This is a genomic window from Acrocarpospora macrocephala, from assembly GCF_009687865.1.
GTDB classification, from domain to species: Bacteria; Actinomycetota; Actinomycetes; order Streptosporangiales; family Streptosporangiaceae; genus Acrocarpospora; species Acrocarpospora macrocephala.
Map to the genome: position 1 here is coordinate 1 of NZ_BLAE01000060.1, position 18154 is coordinate 18154.

At 70.8% G+C, this 18154-nt stretch carries 18 protein-coding genes and 1 pseudogene; 11 read left to right on the forward strand and 8 right to left on the reverse strand.

Annotation, left to right across the window (positions count from 1 at the left end; all coding sequences use genetic code 11):
• Together Amac_RS55570 and Amac_RS39995 are read left to right on the forward strand one after the other, a co-directional pair.
• Positions 1–458 (forward strand): glycoside hydrolase family 15 protein (locus Amac_RS55570; RefSeq protein ID WP_218041578.1); only part of this gene is annotated, 458 nt, incomplete at its 5' end.
• Positions 455–2656 carry a glycoside hydrolase family 31 protein gene (locus Amac_RS39995; protein WP_155359641.1) on the forward strand — a complete coding sequence of 734 codons (2202 nt, stop codon included), beginning with the start codon at positions 455–457 and terminating at the stop codon, positions 2654–2656. The genes Amac_RS55570 and Amac_RS39995, both read left to right, overlap by 4 nt.
• Here Amac_RS39995 and Amac_RS40000 read toward each other — a convergent pair.
• Genes Amac_RS40000 through Amac_RS40010 form a run of 3 tightly spaced genes read right to left on the reverse strand, consistent with a single transcriptional unit; the run spans position 2649 to position 6117 of the window.
• Entirely contained in the window at positions 2649–3503 is an 855-nt protein-coding gene (locus tag Amac_RS40000) for a carbohydrate ABC transporter permease (protein WP_373869927.1), read from the reverse strand. The two genes, Amac_RS39995 and Amac_RS40000, sit on opposite strands and share 8 nt — an antisense overlap.
• A gap of 2 nt (positions 3504–3505) precedes the next feature.
• On the reverse strand, positions 3506–4801 hold the full coding sequence (locus tag Amac_RS40005; RefSeq protein WP_155359642.1) for an ABC transporter permease: 1296 nt from the start codon (positions 4799–4801) through the stop codon (positions 3506–3508).
• A complete protein-coding gene (locus Amac_RS40010) occupies positions 4798–6117 on the reverse strand; it encodes an ABC transporter substrate-binding protein (protein WP_155359643.1) in 1320 nt (439 codons plus the stop codon). The genes Amac_RS40005 and Amac_RS40010 overlap by 4 nt, the downstream gene beginning before the upstream one ends.
• Positions 6118–6234: 117 nt before the next feature.
• On the opposite strand from Amac_RS40010, the gene Amac_RS40015 reads away from it, so the two are divergent.
• Positions 6235–7485, forward strand: a complete 1251-nt coding sequence (locus tag Amac_RS40015) for an ROK family transcriptional regulator (RefSeq protein ID WP_155359644.1) — start codon at positions 6235–6237, stop codon at positions 7483–7485.
• On the opposite strand, the gene Amac_RS55575 is transcribed toward Amac_RS40015, so the two are convergent.
• A complete protein-coding gene (locus tag Amac_RS55575) occupies positions 7486–7881 on the reverse strand; it encodes an alpha-amylase family glycosyl hydrolase (RefSeq protein WP_444978811.1) in 396 nt (131 codons plus the stop codon).
• A 44-nt stretch (positions 7882–7925) separates the two neighbouring features.
• Positions 7926–9113 (reverse strand): annotated as a pseudogene (locus Amac_RS40020) (alpha-amylase family glycosyl hydrolase); the annotation flags it as partial.
• A 136-nt stretch (positions 9114–9249) separates the two neighbouring features.
• On the opposite strand from Amac_RS40020, the gene Amac_RS40025 reads away from it, so the two are divergent.
• Positions 9250–9855, forward strand: a complete 606-nt coding sequence (locus tag Amac_RS40025) for an SIS domain-containing protein (protein ID WP_218041581.1) — start codon at positions 9250–9252, stop codon at positions 9853–9855.
• 2 nt (positions 9856–9857) lie between these two features.
• Positions 9858–10826: an ROK family protein gene (locus Amac_RS40030; RefSeq protein ID WP_170322904.1), complete on the forward strand. Its 969-nt coding sequence runs from the start codon at positions 9858–9860 to the stop codon at positions 10824–10826.
• A gap of 40 nt (positions 10827–10866) precedes the next feature.
• Here Amac_RS40030 and Amac_RS40035 read toward each other — a convergent pair whose 3' ends face one another.
• The 3 genes from Amac_RS40035 to Amac_RS40045 form a co-directional block, all read right to left on the reverse strand.
• Entirely contained in the window at positions 10867–11142 is a 276-nt protein-coding gene (locus Amac_RS40035) for a hypothetical protein (protein ID WP_155359646.1), read from the reverse strand.
• Between the two features lie 122 nt (positions 11143–11264).
• Positions 11265–11498, reverse strand: coding sequence for a hypothetical protein (locus Amac_RS40040; RefSeq protein ID WP_155359647.1), 234 nt, complete (start codon positions 11496–11498; stop codon positions 11265–11267).
• Positions 11495–12139 (reverse strand): DsbA family oxidoreductase, encoded by a 645-nt coding sequence (locus Amac_RS40045; RefSeq protein WP_155359694.1) that lies wholly within the window; start codon positions 12137–12139, stop codon positions 11495–11497. The genes Amac_RS40040 and Amac_RS40045 overlap by 4 nt, the downstream gene beginning before the upstream one ends.
• 134 nt (positions 12140–12273) lie before the next feature.
• Between Amac_RS40045 and Amac_RS40050 the strand changes: the two genes are divergently transcribed.
• Genes Amac_RS40050 through rodA form a run of 6 tightly spaced genes read left to right on the forward strand, consistent with a single transcriptional unit; the run spans position 12274 to position 18152 of the window.
• Positions 12274–12837, forward strand: a complete 564-nt coding sequence (locus Amac_RS40050) for a TetR/AcrR family transcriptional regulator (RefSeq protein WP_170322905.1) — start codon at positions 12274–12276, stop codon at positions 12835–12837.
• A gap of 51 nt (positions 12838–12888) precedes the next feature.
• Positions 12889–14097 (forward strand): rod shape-determining protein, encoded by a 1209-nt coding sequence (locus Amac_RS40055; RefSeq protein ID WP_155359649.1) that lies wholly within the window; start codon positions 12889–12891, stop codon positions 14095–14097.
• A 9-nt stretch (positions 14098–14106) separates the two neighbouring features.
• A complete protein-coding gene (gene mreC / locus Amac_RS40060) occupies positions 14107–14829 on the forward strand; it encodes a rod shape-determining protein MreC (RefSeq protein ID WP_155359650.1) in 723 nt (240 codons plus the stop codon).
• Positions 14829–15326, forward strand: coding sequence for a hypothetical protein (locus Amac_RS40065; RefSeq protein ID WP_155359651.1), 498 nt, complete (start codon positions 14829–14831; stop codon positions 15324–15326). The genes mreC and Amac_RS40065 overlap by 1 nt, the downstream gene beginning before the upstream one ends.
• Entirely contained in the window at positions 15319–17022 is a 1704-nt protein-coding gene (locus Amac_RS40070) for a penicillin-binding transpeptidase domain-containing protein (RefSeq protein ID WP_155359652.1), read from the forward strand. The genes Amac_RS40065 and Amac_RS40070 overlap by 8 nt, the downstream gene beginning before the upstream one ends.
• The gene (rodA, locus tag Amac_RS40075; RefSeq protein ID WP_155359653.1) at positions 17019–18152 is read left to right on the forward strand and encodes a rod shape-determining protein RodA; all 1134 of its coding nucleotides are present in this window, start codon (positions 17019–17021) and stop codon (positions 18150–18152) included. The genes Amac_RS40070 and rodA overlap by 4 nt, the downstream gene beginning before the upstream one ends.
• The last annotated feature ends 2 nt before the right edge of the window (positions 18153–18154 follow it).

Consider the following 18154-nt stretch of genomic DNA (forward strand, 5'->3'; position numbering starts at 1 on the left):
GGGTGGGTGGGAGAACCCACCTCACCAAGTGGCTTGGAACGGAGGCAGTTGATGGGAGTTTGCTGGCCTGTGTTCAGCCGTTCGGGCTCTATCCGCCGGACCATCCGGTCGCCGTGGGGACGGTCGCTGCGGTTGAGGAGTCTCTGGTCGATGGTTATGGGGTCTATCGGTATTTGGAGGACACCTTCTACGGGGGTGGAAGGTGGGTGTTGCTTGCCGGGTTCCTGGGGTTGAACCATGTTGCCGCTGGGAGGACTGGGGCGGCTATGGCGTGTCTGCGGTGGATGGCGGCGCAGGGCGACGCTGACGGGGAGTTGCCGGAGCAGGTTTCTGATCGGTTGTTGGCGCCTGGGCGTCGGCAGGAGTGGGTCGAGCGGTGGGGGCCGGTGGCCAGTCCGTTGTTGTGGTCGCATGGGATGTATTTGATGCTCGCGGATGAATTGGGAGTGGTCGCATGATCCGGCATCGTCCGATGGGGTCGGGGCATCCGTACGCCGAGACCGAGGATCAGCGGGTGCCCGCCCGGCCGCTTGAGGGGGAGAGCGTGGAGTTGCGGGTGCGGGCGGCGGCGAACGTCGATGCCGTGGTGTGCGAGTGGGTGGCCGACGGGACGCCGATCGAGTTGCCCATGGAGAAGGCGAGCGCCGCTGCGGAAGGAACGAGCGCCGGGGATGGCGGACATCTCGCGTCGGCTCAGGCCAAGGCCACGAGGGCGGCGGCTGCGGGCAGCTGGTCGGTTCGGTCACCGGTGCTGCGGGCCGGATCGCGGTACGCCTACCGGTTCCGGGCGGCCACAGCCGACGGCGCAAGCCGTACCTCCCGATGGTTTGAGGTGACGGCGGCGAGTTGGCGGGAGAGCGGCGGGAACCTGGAAGGGGCCGATCGGGTCGTTCCGGGAAGCGTCCGGTGGCTGCACGACGGCGACGGGCTCCTACGGGTGCGATTCGATATCACGATAAATCCGGACGAGCACGTGGTCGGCTTCGGAGAACGTTTCGACGCCGTCGACCAGCGGGGCCGGACCCTCGACGCGGTGGTGTTCGAGCAGTACAAGAACCAAGGAACACTAGGCCGCACATATCTGCCCATGCCCTTCTTTTTCGTGATCGGCCCAAACGGCAGCCACGGCTGGCACGTGCAAACCTCCGCACGAGTCTGGTTCGACGTCGGCGCCTCCGACCCAGGACTCCTCCGCGTCGAGGCGGAAACAAGCGGCGACCTCACGCTGCACGCCTACGAAGGTTCCCCCACCGAAATCCTCGCCCAGTTCGTCAAAGACGTCGGCGCGCCCGAAGAACTCCCCTCGTGGGTGTTCCGCCTCTGGGCCAGCGCCAACGAGTGGAACACCCAGGCCCGCGTACTCACCGAAATGAACCAGCACCGCGACCTGGACATCCCCGTCGGCGCCCTCGTGATCGAGGCATGGAGCGACGAATCCACCTTCACCGCATTCCGCGGCGCACAATACGACCCCACGGAACACCCTCACACCTGGGCGGACTACAGCTTCACACACGACTCCCCCTGGCCCGACCCCAAAGCCATGATCGACGAACTCCACGCCAGGGACATCAAGGTCATCCTCTGGCAGATCCCCCTGCAGAAGATGCGCCCCCACCCCACCGGCCAGGCCGCCATCGACGCCCGCCAACTCGTCGAGAAGGGCTACGGCGTCCGCGAAGCAGACGGCCGCCCGTACCGCAACAGAGGCTGGTGGTTCCCCCTCGCCCTGATGCCCGACCTGAGCTCCCAGGAAATCCGCGACTGGTGGACGGCCAAACGCCGCTACCTCGTCGACGAACTGGACATCGACGGCTTCAAAACCGACGGCGGCGAACACGCCTGGGGCCACGACCTCCGCTACACCGACGGCCGCCGCGGCTCAGACGGCAACAACCTCGTCCCCGTCAACTACGCCCGCGCCTTCGGCGACCTCCTCCGCTCCTGCGGCAAACCCCCCGTGACGTTCAGCCGCGCCGGCTTCACCGGCTCCCAGGCACACGGCGCCTTCTGGGCCGGCGACGAGGCCTCCACCTGGACCGCCTTCCGCTCCTCGATCACCGCCGGAATCACCGCCTCAGCCTGCGGCATCGTCTACTGGGGCTGGGACATCGCGGGTTTCTCCGGCCCGATCCCGGACGGGGAGCTCTACCTCCGCGCCGCCGGAACCTCCTGCTTCATGCCGATCATGCAGTACCACTCCGAGTACAACCACCACCGCCAGCCCAAAGGCGACCGCACCCCGTGGAACATCGCCGAACGCACCGGCGACCCCCGGGTGATCCCCGTCTTCCGCAAATTCGCACACCTACGCGAGCGACTCGTGCCGTACCTCACCGAACAGGCGAGAGCCGCAGTGCACGGCGGCGCCCCCCTGATGCGCGGCCTGTTCTTCGACCACCCCACCGACCCGGAGATCTGGCGCTTCCCACTCCAGTACCAGCTGGGCGACGCACTCCTGGTGATCCCGGTCACCGAACCCGGCGTCGACCAGGTCACCGGCTACCTGCCCGCAGGCGCCTGGGTAGACGTGTGGACCGGCACGGAACACCAGGGAGCCCGAGAGGTCACGCTACCCGCACCGATCGAACGCCCCCCGGTGCTCTGCCGCGCCGAACGCTGGACCGACCTGGCAGAGAGCTTCTCGACTATTTGACTGAGCCGGCCATGAGGCCCTGGACGAAGAAACGCTGGAACAAGAGGAAGACGGCCAGCGGGACGAGTAGGGACAGGAAGGCGCCTGGGGCCAGGACGTCGATGTTGGCGCCGAACTGGCGTACCTGGGATTGCAGGGCCACCGTGATGGGCTGGTTGGACTGGTCTGCGAAGACCAGGGCTACCAGGAGGTCGTTCCAGACCCAGAGGAACTGGAAGATGCCCAGGGAGGCTATCGCGGGCAGGCCGAGCGGGAGGACCACGCGGGCGATGATGCGCCATTCGCCGGCGCCGTCGAGGCGGGCGGCGTCGATCAGCTGGCGCGGGATTTCCAGGAAGCAGTCGCGGAGGAGGAAGATCGCGAAGGGGAGGCCGAAGGCGACGTGGAAGAGGACGACGCCGGCGAGGGAGCCGAACACGCCGAGTGCGCCGTACAGCTTGGCGACGGGGATGAGAGCGACCTGTACGGGCACCACGAGCAGGCAGACCACGGCAAGGAAGATCCAGTCGTGGCCGGGAAACTTCAGGAACGCGAAGGCGTACGCGGCCAGTGCGGCGATGCCGACGACGAGCAGCGTGGCGGACAGGGTGATGATGAGGGTGTTGGTCAAGGAGCCGGTGATGGCCGGGTTGTCCAGCAGGGTCGCGTAGTTCGCGAAGGTCAGCTGAGCGGGATATCTCAGCGCGTTCCACCAGCCGTTGGTGGAGTTGTCGCCTTCCTCGCGCAGGGAGGCGATGAGCAGTCCGAAGGTGGGGACGAGCCAGAACAGCGCGATCAGTGCGAGCACGCCCTGGAGCACGGTCCCGCGCAGCCGTCCACCGTCGCCGCGTGCGTGACGTGACGTCAGAGTCACCGTTGCTCCCGGCGGAATCGTCGCAGGTTGAACAGCATGGCGGGGAGGACGAGGACGAACAGGACGATGCCTATCGCGCTGCCCATGCCTTGATCGTTTCCTCCGCCGAAGGACACGTTCCAGAGTTGAAGCGCCAGCACGGTCGCATTGGACTGCACGGAACCGGGCGCGAGAATGTACACGAGGTCGAAGATCTTCAGGACGTTGATGACGAGCGTGACGAACACGACTCCAAGCACCGGCGCGAGCAGCGGGACGGTGATTCGCCGGAACACCTGCCATTCGCTCGCGCCGTCGATGCGGGCGGCCTCCAGCGAGTCCCGCGGGATGGCGGCGAGTCCCGCGGCGATGAGGACCATCGCGAAACCGGCGTAGATCCACAGGTACGCCGCGATGATGGACGGCGTGACCAGGCCGGGGCCGAGCCAGGTCACTCCGGCGTACGGCTGAGCGAAATTGGCTTCCGGCAAGCGCAGCCGGAAGCCGCCTGAGGTGAGGCCGGCGAAGCGGAACGTGCCGTCGGAACGGGTCATCGCCGTGGCGGCGACCCGATCGCCGATCACGGCCTCGACGCTGATGCCGGGCAGCCCCTTCTCACCCGGGTCGATGACGCCTTCGCGTCCGCCGCCACCGGAGGCGAAGTCGAGCCACACCGTTCCGGCGAGCCCGCTGCCGGGCGGCGGTGCCGCGGCTTGGGACGCCGAGGCCGGGACGTCTCCGGCCTTCACCCCGACGAGGGGCAGCGCGGCCGGAGCGCCCGGTGCGTGAGTGCCGGTCGTCGTCAAAGCGCCGGCGATCACGCTGAGCTCCTCGCCCGGCCTGGGGCGGGCGTCGGGATAGCCGGACGGCGGCGCGAAGGTGTCGTGCAGGCCGACGAGCACCGCGTTGACGATGCCCTTCTCCGGATCCTGGTCGTACACCATCCGGAAGATCACGCCGGAGGCCAGGAAGGAGATGGCGATGGGCATGAAGACGACCGTTTTGAACGCGGTGGCGAATCGGACCCGCTCGGTCAGTACGGCGAACATCAGCCCGACGACGGTGACCAGCGTCGGGGCGACGATCACCCAGACCAGGTTGTTCCGCAGCGCCGTGAACGTCCCGGAGTCGGTGAAAAGACGCAGGTAGTTACCCAAGCCGGTCCACTGTCCGCCGGCGTCGAGCAGGCTGCGTACGAGCGAGTAGCCAACCGGGTACAGCACGAGCGCCGCGAGCAGCCCCAAGGCCGGGAACAGCAGGACCACCGCGAACCGGCCACGCCGTGCCGATGTGCCTGCCTTGGTCGGGTTCATTGGCCGGAGTACGCGGCCTTGGCGTCGGCTTCCAGCTGGCGTTGCGCGGCCTGGACGTCCTGGCCGGCGAGGAAGTCCTGCAGGTCCTTGAACTCGCCGGACCCCTTGGTGCCGCCGAACGCCGACGGGGCCAGGTCCGACATGTCGAAGCGGAAGTTGTCCCCGGCGGCCACGATCTGCTGCCCGATCTGGCGGGAGGTCTCGTCGGGGTACGCGGCGGCGTCCAGGGCCTTGTTCGCGGAGGTGAAACCGCCGCCCGCGACCATCAGCTTCGCGGCCTCCGGGGTGGCGAGGTACGCCAGGAACCGCTGGGACGCCGGATTGTCGGTGAACGCGACGGCCACGTTGCCGCCGCCGACCACGACGGGCGGCGAATCGTTGATCGAGGGGAAGGGGAAGAACTTGGCGTCCTCCCCGACCTTGCTGCCGGTGCTGGAGGCGATGGCGCCGGCCACGAAGCTGCCCTCGTACACGATCGCGGACGTGGGCCGGTCGCTGAACGCGTTCGCGACCGAGGTCGGGAAGTCGGCCTGGAGCGCCTTGGCGGGGTCGCCGACCAGGGCGCGGTTCGACCACAGTCCCTTGAGCGTGTCGAGCGCGGCGGTAACGGTCGGGTCGGTCCACGGGATCTGGTGTTTGGCCAGCTTGTCGTAGTTCTCCAGCCCCGCGGTGCGGATGTAGACGTTCTCGAACCAGTCGGTCAGCGTCCAGCCGTCGGCGCCGCCGATGGAGACCGGGGTGGTCACCCCCGAATCGGACAGGGTCTGCGCGGCCTGGAGGAATTCGGGCCAGGTGGCGGGGGCCCGCGTGATGCCCGCCTCGGCGAAGGCGCCGGTGCGGTACCAGACGGTCGACTTGTTGGAGGCGTCGACCCAGACGCCGTACAGGGTGCCGTCGACGCTGCCGAGCTCGGTCCAGATGGAGCCGTAGCCGGCCTTGACGGCGGCGGCGACGTCGGCGCTCGCGGATTTCAGGTTCCCCGCCTTGGCGAACTGGCCCATCAGGCCGGGTTGCGGGAGGACCCCGATGTCCGGCGGCGAACCGCCCTGGATCTTGGTGCCGAGCACGGCGGCGATGTCGTCGCCCGTGGCGACGTACTCGGCGGTCACGCCCGTCCTGGCCTTGAAGTCGTCGAGCAGCGTCTGGAAGGTCTGCTGCTCCTTGCCGGTCCAGACGGCGGCGACCGTGAGGGTCCCGCCGCGCGACGGGGATGGGCCGGCGCCCGGTTCGCCGGCCGAGCAGCCGGTGATCGCTATCAGACTCGCCGCGGCGGCGAGGGCCGCGCGGGTGTGCCACGGGGATCGGGGGGTGCGCATGTGTTTCCTCCTTGCGCGGACGCGGCCAGGGGCCGCAGATAATGTCCTGGACTCTAACTTTTTAATCCAGACGACGTCAAGAATTAACAGGAGTTCCCACGTGGGTATGCTGAGACGGTGACCATTGAAGGTTCGCGTCTCGCACAAAGTTCGGGGCCGCCGACGACCGCCGACCTGCGCAGGGAGAACCTCGGGCGCGTGCTGCGCCTGGTGCACCAGGAAGGGCCGACCACGCGAGCGTCGATCACCGAGCGGCTGGGACTCGCCCGCAACACCGTGGGCGTCCTGCTGGACGCCCTGGTGACAGCCGGCCTGCTGGCGGAACGCTCCCCCGCGCTGGCCGGCACCCGGGGCCGCCCGTCGCCCATCATCGACACCGTGCCGGCCAGGGCGGGCGTGCTCGCCGTGGATCTGGCCGTGGACGCGGTGCGCCTCGCCGTGGTCGGGCTCGGGGGCCGGGTGCTCAGCCGCAAGGAGTGGGCGCACGACCCCGAGGGCTCCGCCGAGGCCGGCGTCGCCACGCTGGTCGAGGTGCTGCGGGACCTGGCCAGGCGCCGGCGCCGGGCAGGAGCCGCCTTTCAGGCGGTCGGCGTGGCGTGCTGGGGGATCGTCCGAGGCTATGACGGTTTCGTCTACAACGCGCCCAACATCGGCTGGCGGGACGTCGCCCTGGGCGCGGCGCTCGCCGACGGCCTGTCCGCTCGCGCCGGAGGACGTCCGCTGGTCCAGGCGATCTCGGTGGCCAACGACGCCGATCTCGGCGCGATCGCCGAGTTCCGCCGCGGCGCCGGCGCCGGCGCCCGTCGGCTGCTGTACGTGCACAGCAACGTCGGCGTCGGCGGCGGCATCATCGACCAGGGGCACCTGCTCGCCGCAGCCGGCGGGTACGTCGGCGAGATCGGCCACATGACCGTCAACCCGCAGGGCATCCGGTGCCACTGCGGCGCGACCGGCTGCTGGGAGACGGAGGTCGACGAGCGCGCCCTGCTGCGCGCCGCGGGCGTCGGCGCCGAGCTGGAAGGAAAGGCGGCCAAGGACGCGGTCGCCCGGGTCCTCGCCGACGCCGCCGCGCGCGAGCGTACGGCGTCGGCGGCGGTACGGCGGATCGCGGCCTCGCTGGGGGCGGGACTGGCCAGCCTGGTCCACATCCTGGGCCCGGACCGGATCGTGCTCGGCGGCTACCTGGCCGACCTGCTGGCACTCGCGCCCAGCACGATCAGGGGACCCCTGCGCGAGCGCGGCTTCTCCCCTGAGGCCAGGGACATCGTGATCCGGCCCGCGGCCTGCGGCGAGGACGCCGCGATCCTGGGCGCGGCCGAGCACGCCTTCGAGACGCTGTTCGCGGACCCGCTCGCCGTCGTGGCCTGATCAGAAGGATCGATCGCTCAGGACGGCGGCGCTCACGCCGGCCAAGGTGAGCCCGCCTGACGCCGGTCCGGTCGCGAGCGTGAGACGCAGCTCAGGCGGCAGGCCGGAGATCCGCCGCTCCCGCGAGTCGAAGTTGATCACAACGACGACCCGCTCCTCGCCGCTCCGGCGTTCATAGGCCAGCAGACCGTCGCCGAGGCGGAGCTCGCGGTAGGCGCCCGCGCGCAACGCCGCCGAGCGCCGGCGCAGCGCGAGCAACCTGCGCGTCAGCCGCAGGGTGCTCTCCGGATCGGCCCGCTGGGCGGCCACGCTGAGGGCCTTGGCGTCCGGGGGCAGCGGCAGCCAGGGCTGGGCGGCCGTGGTGAATCCGGCCGCGTGGCCGGTGGTCCAGGGCATGGGCGCGCGGCCGAGGTCGCGGTTGAACGCCGGATCGCGCCGCCCCCACGGGTCGCGTTCCTGGCCAGGGGGACCGGGGAGTCCGGCAGTCCCAGCTCGTCGCCGTAGTACAGGACCGGTGTGCCGGCCAGGGTCAGCAGCAGCACGAGCAGGCAGCGCGCCTGGTCCTGCCCGTACCGGCCGGCGACCCGCGGCTCGTCGTGGCTGCCGAGCACGACGGTCGTACGCCCGCCCGCCGGGATGGCCGCCTCGACCGCGGCGATGGCGTCCCGGAAGGCGGTGGCGTCCCACGGGAGCGCCGGCAGGGTCAGGTTCATCGGCATGTGGATCTCGTCCAGGGCCTGCCCGTAGAAGCCGGCCCAGTGGCCGAGGCCGGCCCCGGGCTCGGGCACGATCTCGGCGATCGACAGCCGCGGCCCCGCGGGCCTGTGCTCGTCGAGCAGTCGGCGGATCCGCCGGTACAGCGGGTGGATGTCCGGATGGCCCCGGTCGTGCAGGTGCCGCAACCGGTCGTACTCGCCGAGGTTCTTCGGATGCCCCCCTGTCACGGGTGCCGCGGCCGGGTTGTCGCGCAACCGCGCGTCCTTGAGCACGTGCTCGGCGGCGTCGATGCGGAAGCCGTCCACGCCGCGGTCCATCCAGAACCGCAGCACGTTCAGCATCGCCTCCTCGACCTGCGGGTTGCGCCAGTTGAGGTCGGGGATCTCCGGCAGGAACGAGTGCAGGTAGTACTGCCCGCTCGTCTCGTCCCACGTCCACGCCGAGCCGCCGAAGACGGCGATCCAGTTGTTCGGCGGGCCGCCGCCCGGCCCGGGATCAGCCCAGATGTACCAGTCACGCTTGCCGGACTCCCGGGAGCCGCGCGACTCCGCGAACCAGGGATGCCGGATCGAGGTGTTGCTTGCGACGAAGTCGACCAGCACCCGGATGCCCCGCCGATGCGCCTCCTCGACGAGGGCGTCGAAGTCGTCCAGCGTGCCCATGATCAGGTCCACCGAGCAGTGGTCGGCCACGTCGTACCCGAAGTCGACGGCGGGCGAGGCGTAGAACGGCGACAGCCAGATCGCGTCGACGCCCAGCCAGGACAGGTAGTCCAGGCGCTGACGGAGACCGCCCAGGTCACCGATCCCGTCGCCGTCGAAGTCCTGAAAGCTGCGGGGGTAGATGTGATAGATCACCGCGTCCTCCCACCACAACGTCGTGGGGGCGGTCGCCAGGGCATGGGGTCTCATCGCTGTCCGTTCCAGAGGGTACGGCTTGACGCCTCGCGTACCGACGCTCTAGCGTCCTTTTAAGTTCTAGTCAGGAACATAAACGCTGAGGGCCGATCGGGCAACCCCGCCGGCCGGAGATCGAGAGGTCCCTTTCGTGCCGAAAGACATAGTCGAGCAGTACCTCGCCGAGTTGTACGCGGCGACCGCCGCCGTGGACCACGCGCAGCTCAACGGGATCGCCGACGTCCTGATGCGGGCCTGGGAGACCGGCGCGACGATCTACACCCTCGGCAACGGCGGCTCCGCGTCGCTCGCCTCCCACCTCGCCTGCGACCTGGCCAAGAACACCTCCCCCGACCTCGGCACCGGCCCCTCGGTGCCGGGCGCCCGCCGGCTGCGCGTCGTCGCCCTGGCCGACAACTCCGCGCTGCTCACCGCGCTCGGCAACGACATCGACTTCGCCGACATCTACATGGAACAGCTCAAGATCGTCCTCACCGCCCGGGACACGGTCCTGGCCATCAGCGGCTCCGGGGCCAGCCCGAACGTGCTGCGCGCCATGCGGTACGCCCGCCTGCTCGGCGCGACCACCATCGCCTTCACGAGCACCCGCGCCACCGCGCGGCAGATGCTCGACCTCGCCGATCACGCGCTCCTGGCCCCGGTGGAGGTCATGGAACAGATCGAGGACCTGCACGTGATCTACAACCACGTGCTCGCCACCGTCCTGCGGGAGCGAATCGCCCAGCGGGTCGCCTGACCGTGGGCGCGACAAGGAACGGCGTCCTGGTGGCCGTCGACATCGGCGGCACGAAGACCGCGCTCGCGATCGCGGCCCCGCCGCCGGAGGCGAACGGCGCCTACCTCGCGCGGCGGCGATTCCCCACCCCCGCGACCGGCCGGGAAACCCTCGACACGCTGCTCGCCATCACCCGCGAACTGGCCGCGGACCACGCGGTGGCCGGCATCGGCGTCTCCTTCGGCGGCCAGGTCAGAACCGACCGGCCGCCCCACCTGAAATCCCTCGTCGTACCCGGCTGGGAGATCCTGGACCTGCGCGCCGAGTTCGCCCGCGCCTTCGGCGGCGCCCCCACTCTGATCGCCAACGACGGTGAAGCGGCAGCCCACGGCGAGTACGTCAGCATGCCGGCCGGGGCGCGCCGCGACACCCTCGCGTACATCACCGTCAGCACCGGCGTCGGCGGCGCGTTCCTGCTCAACGGCCGCCCCCACCGGGGCCGCCACGGCCTCGCGGCCGAGGTCGGCCACATCCCCGTCCGCCCCGGCGGCCGCTGCCCCTGCGGCGGAACCGGCCACCTGGAGGCGTACGCCTCCGGCCCCGCCATCGCCCAAGCGGCCGAAGCCAGGCTGACCAACGCACGATCATCCCTGCACGACGTAATCCGCGAACGAGGCTCCCTCACCGCCAAGGACATCGACCAGGCCGCCCGCCACGGCGACGCCTTCGCCACCATGATCCTCGGCGAGGCCGGCACCCTCGTCGGCCGCGCCGCCGCCCTCATCGGCCTGCTCCTCGACCCCGACGCCATCATCATCGGCGGCGGAGTGGCCCAAGCCGGCGACGCCTTCTGGCACCCCCTCCACACCGCCGCCCGCCTCGACGCCCTCCACCCCACCGAGATACTCCCCGCCCGCCTCGGCCCCGACAGCGCCCTCCGCGGAGCCCTCGAACTCGCCCGCATGGCCGCCACGGAACTCCCGCCAAAGTAGCGTCCGAGCACGTCCAGAACCGCGCGCGGGGCCGACACCGTTACTTGCAGATGGGAACGCAGACCCACTTGTCGTGCCAGAGCCAGCAATGCTCACACGGATCGGCGAGGTCCCGAGCGCCCTGCGCGGCAATCGAAACACGCTGTATCCCCAACGGCGCGAGCAGGCTCCCGAGCCCCGCCTCGTCACCCGCTTCGACGGCGGCGCTGAACTTGTCCTCGAAGTCCTTGTCATACTTGAGCAGGATGGCTAGCTCGTGGTACTGCCGGGCGTGATTCAGCAGGTCATCCGCGGCAGGCCGAACATCGTAGGTCATGCGACGAGTTCTCCCCGAGGAAAAGCAGCCGAAGCCCGCCAGTGAAGGACCTTTACCCGACCGCGTCATGAACCTGGCACGGCGCCCGTCGTCGAGTGGGACGGGCTCGCCGCATCGCAGGATCAGTCCTCCCGGACACCACCGACGGCGTTGATCTGCTCGGCGGTGAGGCCGGTGAGCAGGGCGACGCGGGCAAGGTTGGAGCCGTCGAGCTTGCCGGGTTGGGTCGATGACAGGGGCGGGAGCAGGCAGGCGTCGCCTTCGCACAGGGCCGCGTCGGCGTCGCCGAGGACCGTCAGCAGCCCTGTCGGTGCGTCGGGTTCGGGGGTCTGATCGGTTCTCGCGGGGCTGCTCATGCCGCGTTCTCCTTCACCTTGGTCAGTACGTCGGCGAACGTCGTGGCGTCCTGGGCGCCGGAGACCGCGTACCTGCCGTCGAAGACGAAGAACGGGACGCCCCGGATGCCGTACCGCGCGGCCTGTTGCAGGTCGGCGCGCACGTCCGAGAGGTGTTCGTCGCTGTTGAGCGATCGCACGACGTCGTCGCGATCGAGACCGATCTCCGCGGCGAGGTCCGCGAGTTCGCTGACGCGGCCCACGTGCCGGCCTTCGGTGAAATAGGCCGCCATCAGCCGTTCTTTCATCTCCGCCTGGCGTCCGCGTGCCTTCGCATAGTGCAGCAGCTCGTGTGCCCGGAGGGTTTTGGTCGGCTTGAGCCGGCCATAGTCGAACTCGAGTCCGACGGAGTGCGCGAGTTTCAAGACGTTCTGCTCCATTTCGCGCGCCTGCGCCAGAGTGACGCCCATTTTTTGCGCGATGAGCTGCACGTGGCTTTCTTCGACGTCCTCGGGTGTGTCGGGCGCGAGCTCGAAGGAGTGGAACTCGACCTCGACCGGCAGGCCGGACGCGGCGGCGCCCGCCTCGAACTTGCGCTTCCCGATGTAGCAGAACGGGCACGCGATGTCGGACCAGATGTCGACCTTTATGGTGCTGACCACGGCTGCCAACCTCGTTTCTCCCGTGATAAGTTGAGCTTCGCCTCAAGTTACCTTCCGTACGGTAACACCAACTTGAGGGAGCCATCAAGTTAGGGGGTGAGACCAGCATGGCGCCTGCGGACAGTACGAGGGCGTTGCGCCGTGACGCTCGGGAGAACCTGGAAAAGCTCACGGCGGCGGCGGTCAAGGTGTTCCTGGCTCAGGGTTTCTGCGCCCCGCTGGAGGAGGTGGCCCGTGCCGCGGGGGTGAGCATCGGCACGCTCTACAACCGGTTCGGCACCCGCGAAGCGCTCATCGACGCCGTGGTTCCGGTCATCGCCGCGGACCGTACGGGCAGGCTGGCGGCGCAGGCGCAGGCGCAGCCCGACCCGTGGTCGCGGTTCCGGTTCTACGTGACGCGCCTGCTCGAGCTCCAGGCCGCTTCTCCCCCGGTCGACGACATCATGGCCCGCCGTTACCCCGGTTCGCAGGAGCTGACCAACCACTGCGACGACGCCCTCGCCCACGCGGCCCGGTTCATCGAGGCGGCCCAGGCCGACGGCAGTCTGCGCGGGGACTTCCGGATCGCCGACCTGACCGCCATGTTCCTCGCGAACTCCGGCATCCTGCGCGCGGCCACGACGGTCGAGGAGGACGCCTGGCGGCGACACCTCGAGTTCGTTCTGGACGGCCTACACGTCCACCGCGCGGCGGTTTAACCCCTCGCGTCCAGGGCAGACGGAGTTCCCCCCGTCTTAAGGCTGGTAACGATGGGCATCGCGTGGGGTCTGTTCGGCCGGGACATCGCGGTCGATCTGGGTACCGCCAACACACTGGTCTACGTCCGCCGCAAGGGGATCGTCCTGAACGAGCCCTCAGTCGTGGCGATCAACCTGCACAACGATCGGATCGTCGCCGTCGGCAAGGCGGCCAAGCGGATGATCGGCCGCACCCCACCGCACATCGCCACGATCCGGCCGCTCAAGGACGGCGTCATCGCCGACCTGGACGCGGCCGAGCGCATGCTGCGGCACTTCATCAGGAAGGCGCACCGCAGCCGGTTCCTGTCCAGGCCCCGGATCGTGGTGGCCGTGCCGAGCGGCACGACCGGGATCGAGCAGCGCGCGGTCAAGGAGGCCGCCTACGAGGCCGGGGCCCGGCGGGTGCACATCGTCGAGGAGGCCATGGCCGCCGCGATCGGGTCGGGGCTGCGGGTCAGCGAGGCGACCGGGAGCATGGTCGTGGACATCGGCGGCGGCACCACCGAGGTGGCGATCGTGTCGCTGGGCGGGACCGTGGTGGCCAAGTCGATCCGGGTCGGCGGCGACGAGCTGGACGAGGCGATCATCACCTTCGTCAAGAAGGAGCACGCCCTCCTGCTCGGGGAGCACACCGCGGAACGGATCAAGATCACGCTCGGGGCCGTACAGGACGAGCGGTCGGCCGACGCGCCGAAGGGGCGGCATCGGACCGGCTTGCCGGTGGAACCGGTGGCCGACGAGGAGGCAGCCGAGGAACCGCCGGAGCGGACCGTGCCCGCGGCTCGCGGGTGGAACCCGTTCCGGCGGGCCGACCAGCCGTCGCAGGCCCCGCCAGGGGAGGCGGCGGCCGAGCCCGAGGTGACGACGATGACGATCCGGGGGCGGGATCTCGTCACCGGGCTGCCGAAGACCGCCGAGATCAACCGGGCCGAGATCAGCGAGGCCATCGAGGGCCAGGTCCAGACGATCATCGACGCGGTGCAGAGCACGCTCGACCAGTGTCCCGCCGAGCTGGCCGGAGACCTGCTGGACAACGGGATCGTGCTCACCGGGGGCGGCGCCCTGCTGCGCGGCCTGGCGCATCGGCTCGGCAAGGCCACCGGCATGCCGATCCACCTCGTCGAGCGGCCGCTCTACTCGGTGGCGCTCGGCGCGGGACAGTGCGTCGAGCGGTTCGACGCGCTGCGCGAGGTCTTCCTGCCAGACTCCCGCCGCTAGGAAACGCCGATGAGAAGCCGCCCGGCCCGCGTGCTGCTGCTGCTCGCCGCCGTCTCCCTCCTGCTCATCGCCCTGGACCGCTGGACCCCGCTCGACCCGCTCCGCCGCGCCGGTTCCCTGCTGTACGGCACGACCGCCTCGCTCATCGCCGCCGCGACCAGGATCGGCGACAACGCGGACCGATTACGCGCCCTGGAACGCGAGAACGCGGCCCTTCGCGCCGACAACTTCACCCGGCGGCAGACCCCTGCGGCGATCACCTTGCCGGATCGCGCCTACCGCGGCCTGCCCGCCCACGCCGTCGGCTTCGCCCCCGGGACCATCACCATCGACATCGGCACCGGCGACGGCGTCACCCGCGACCTCACCGTCCTGAACGCCGACGGCCTGATCGGCCGCGTCACCTGGGCCGGCCCGACCACCGCCACCGTCTCCCTGCTCACCGACCGCGCTTCCTCGATCGGCGCCCGGGTGCCCTCCGGCGAGGTGGGCACGATCACCGGCCACGACGACCTGCTGCTGTTGCGCCTGCTGAACCCCCAGGCCGCTCTCACGCCCGGCGACAGGGTGACCACGCTCGGCTCCGACAATCACCGGCCCTACATCCCCGGCGTGCCCATCGGTGAGGTCATCCGAGTCGACCCCACCCCGGGCGCGTCCACCCAGACCGCCCTGGTCCGCCCGTACGCCGCGCTCACCACCGTCGATCTGGTCACGGTGGTGCTCCCGTGATGGCCGTCGTGCTGGTGCTGCTCGCGCCGGTGGCGCAGTTGATGGTGATCGGCCGGTGGGGTGGTCCCGAGCTGGCGCTGGTGGCCGTCGTGGTGCTGGCGCGGGCGGCGGGAACGGGGGCGGTGCTCGGGTTCGTGGCGGGGATCGCGGCGGATGTCGCGCCACCGGCGGAGCACACGATCGGGACCGGCGCCCTGGTCCTCACCTTCGCGGGGTACGCCGCCGGGCAGCTGGGCGCTCGCCGGTTCCAGGAGCGTTCCCTGTCGGCCTTCGGCGAGCGGTCCGCGGCAGAGAGGTCGGCGGCCTCCTGGGTCGGGCTGCTCGGCGTGATCACGGTGGCGGCCACCCTGGCGCTGGCCGGGCTCGACCTAGACGATCTCGCTTGGCAGGTCGGGTGGAACCTGGGGGCGGTGGTCGCGTGCGCCGTCGCGGTGGTGGGACTGTCGCGGCGGCGGATGAGGGCCGGGCGGGCTGTGCTGCGGAGGCGGTATGCCTAGGCCGGGGCGGCTGCTCGTGTTGCACGTGGTCATCGGGGCGATGCTGATCACGTTGCTCGGGCGGCTCTGGTACCTGCAGGTGGCCGACGGCCCGGCCTACGTGCGGGCGGCGGCGGAGACGCGGGTCCGGACCGTGGCCATCGCGCCCGTGCGCGGCAGGATCCTGGACGCGACCGGCCTGCCGCTGGTGGCCAACCGCACGGTGCCGGTCGTGGCGGTGGACTACATGGCGCTCACCCATCAGGCCGATGGAGGGCGCGCTGTGCTGGCGCGGCTGGCCGAGGTGCTGCGGGAGCCGTACGAGCGGGTGGCCGAGCGGGTGCGGTTGTGCGGTGGGGAGGTCCGGCGGCCGTGCTGGCCGGGGTCGCCGTACCAGCCGATTCCGGTGGCGGGCGAGGTGGACGTGCCGACGGCGCTGCAGATCACCGAGCGGCAGGAGGAGTTTCCCGGCGTCAGCACCGAACTCCAGCCGATTCGCACGTATCCGCTGGGTCCGGCCGCCGTGCACACCCTGGGCTACGTCCAGGCCGGGACCGGGCAGGACGGTCTGGAGGCCGGGTACGACCGCGAGCTGGCGGGAACCCCCGGCCGCCGGGACGTGGTCGTGGGCAGCACCGGCGAGGTGGCGCACGTCCTGCGCGAGATCCCACCGGTCCCGGGGGCCGATCTCGTGACCAGTCTCGACGCGCGGATCCAGCAGGTCAGCGAGCGCGCGCTCGCGGACGCCATCGCCGGGGCCCGGCGGCGGGGGCTGCCCGCGGACTCGGGCGCCGCCGTCGTGCTGGAGGCGGCGACCGGCCGGGTGACCGCGCTGGCGGCCAACCCCTCCTACAACCCGGAGGTGTGGACCGGCGGGGTGTCCCAGCGCGAATTCGAGGCGCTGCCGCTCGCGTCCAGGGCCGTGCTCGGGCAGTGGCCGCCCGGTTCGACGTGGAAGGTCGCCTCGGTGGCCGCCGCCGCGAAAGCCGGGTACGACCTGTCCGCGAGCTACGACTGTCCCGGGAACTACCGGGTGGGCGACCGGTCGTTCCGCAACTTCGGCGGCCTCGCGCTCGGCCGGATGGACCTGCGCGAAGCCCTCGTGCAGTCCTGCGACACGATCTTCTACCGGATCGCGGACGAGCTCTGGGCCGACCGCAGGGACGGCGTCCTGGGCGAGGTGGCCAAGGGATTCGGGTTCGGCGCCAGGACCGGCGTCGACCTGCCTAGTGAGGCCAAAGGCGCGGTGCCCGGCACCGGCGACCTGCCGGGGCACGCGGCCAACTTCGCCATCGGCCAGGGAGACGTCCTGGTCACGCCGCTGCAACTGGCCCGCGCCTACGCCGCGATAGCCAACGGCGGCACGCTGTTCAGCCCCCGCGTGGCCAAGGCCGTCGTCCGCCCCGGCGGCGAAGTCATCCGGACGATCACCCCGCCGTCCGGACGTGTTCCGGTCCCGCCTGACGTCCTGGCGTTCATCCGCGACGCCCTGACCGACGTCCCCCGGACCGGCACGGCCGCCACCGCCTTCACCGGCTTCGCCCATTCCATCGCCGGCAAGACCGGAACAGCCGAAGTGTCCGGCCGTGCGGACACGTCCTGGTTCGCCTCGTTCGACCAGCGGCACGTGGTGGTCGTGGTCGTCTCCCAGGGCGGCACCGGCGCGGAAACCGCGGCCCCTGCCGCCCGCGCGATCTGGGAGGGCATCTCCCTATGACGATCGTCAGAGATCCCCACCTGGGCGGGCGTTCCTGGGTGAGCGCGGGGCGAGGGTGGGCGCCCGAGCGGGGTGGCGTGGACTGGGTGCTGGCCGGGGTGGCCGTGACCCTGTCGGGGATCGGGTTGCTGCTGGTCTGGTCGTCGGGGGGCGCGGAGCTGGCGCGGCGGCAGGGGGTGGCCGTCGGGCTCGGCTTGGTGGCCATGGCGGTTCTGGCTCGGCTCGACCTTCGGGTGCTGCGGTCGTTCACGCCGGTGTTCTCCCTGGTCGCGGCCGTGCTGCTGGCCGCGGTGCTGCCGCTCGGGGATCGGGTCAACGGGGCGCGGTCCTGGCTGGATCTGGGGTTGCGGTTCCAGCCGTCGGAGCTGGCCAAGGTCGCGCTGGTGCTCGTGGTGGCGGTGCCGCTGGCGCACGGGGAACATGGGCCGAGGGCGCGCGGCGTGCTGGCGGCGCTCGGGCTGGCGGGGCTGCCGATCGGGCTGATCATGCTGCAGCCGGACCTCGGCACGGCGCTGGTGTTCACCGCGACCACGGCCGGCGCGGTGCTCGTGTCCGGGGCGAGCAAGCGCCTGATCGCGGGGCTGGTGCTCGCCTCGGCCGGGGCGGTGGCCTGGCTGGTGACGGTGGCGCGGCCGTACCAGCTCGAGCGGCTCGCGGTGTTGCTCGATCCTTCGGCCGATCCGGACGGCAGCGGGTACACGGCGGCGCAGGCGAAGATCGCGATCGGCTCGGGCGGGTTGCTCGGGCGGGGGCTGTTCCAGGGCGAGCAGACGGCCGGGGGGTTCGTGCCCGAGCAGCACACCGACTTCATCTTCACCGTCGCCGGTGAGGAGCTGGGGTTCGCCGGGTGCGCCGTGATCCTGCTGCTGGTCACGGCGCTGCTCTGGCGCGGGCTGCGGATCGCCGCGGCCAGCGCCTCGCCGTACGGGCGGGTGGTGGCGGGGGCGGTCGTGAGCTGGCTGGCGTTCCAGGCGTTCGTGAACGTCGGGATGACCGTCGGGCTGATGCCCATCACCGGCCTGCCGCTGCCCTTCGTCTCCTTCGGCGGCTCGGCCACCATCGCCTGCCTGGCCGCCGTCGGCCTGCTCCAGTGCGTACGCCGGACCAGGTCAGCGATCATCTCTGGTTAGCG

What these genes read in the sequence shown, in the direction of transcription:
- Amac_RS40070 (WP_155359652.1), top strand. Translation starts at nt 15,319, where the DNA reads ATGCCTAGGCCGGGGCGGCTGCTCGTGTTGCACGTGGTCATCGGGGCG.
- Amac_RS40010 (WP_155359643.1), bottom strand. Translation starts at nt 6,117, where the DNA reads ATGCGCACCCCCCGATCCCCGTGGCACACCCGCGCGGCCCTCGCCGCC.
- Amac_RS40040 (WP_155359647.1), bottom strand. Translation starts at nt 11,498, where the DNA reads ATGAGCAGCCCCGCGAGAACCGATCAGACCCCCGAACCCGACGCACCG.
- Amac_RS40055 (WP_155359649.1), top strand. Translation starts at nt 12,889, where the DNA reads ATGGGCATCGCGTGGGGTCTGTTCGGCCGGGACATCGCGGTCGATCTG.
- mreC (WP_155359650.1), top strand. Translation starts at nt 14,107, where the DNA reads ATGAGAAGCCGCCCGGCCCGCGTGCTGCTGCTGCTCGCCGCCGTCTCC.
- Amac_RS39995 (WP_155359641.1), top strand. Translation starts at nt 455, where the DNA reads ATGATCCGGCATCGTCCGATGGGGTCGGGGCATCCGTACGCCGAGACC.
- rodA (WP_155359653.1), top strand. Translation starts at nt 17,019, where the DNA reads ATGACGATCGTCAGAGATCCCCACCTGGGCGGGCGTTCCTGGGTGAGC.
- Amac_RS40005 (WP_155359642.1), bottom strand. Translation starts at nt 4,801, where the DNA reads ATGAACCCGACCAAGGCAGGCACATCGGCACGGCGTGGCCGGTTCGCG.
- Amac_RS40065 (WP_155359651.1), top strand. Translation starts at nt 14,829, where the DNA reads ATGGCCGTCGTGCTGGTGCTGCTCGCGCCGGTGGCGCAGTTGATGGTG.
- Amac_RS55575 (WP_444978811.1), bottom strand. Translation starts at nt 7,881, where the DNA reads ATGCCCTGGACCACCGGCCACGCGGCCGGATTCACCACGGCCGCCCAG.
- Amac_RS40035 (WP_155359646.1), bottom strand. Translation starts at nt 11,142, where the DNA reads ATGACCTACGATGTTCGGCCTGCCGCGGATGACCTGCTGAATCACGCC.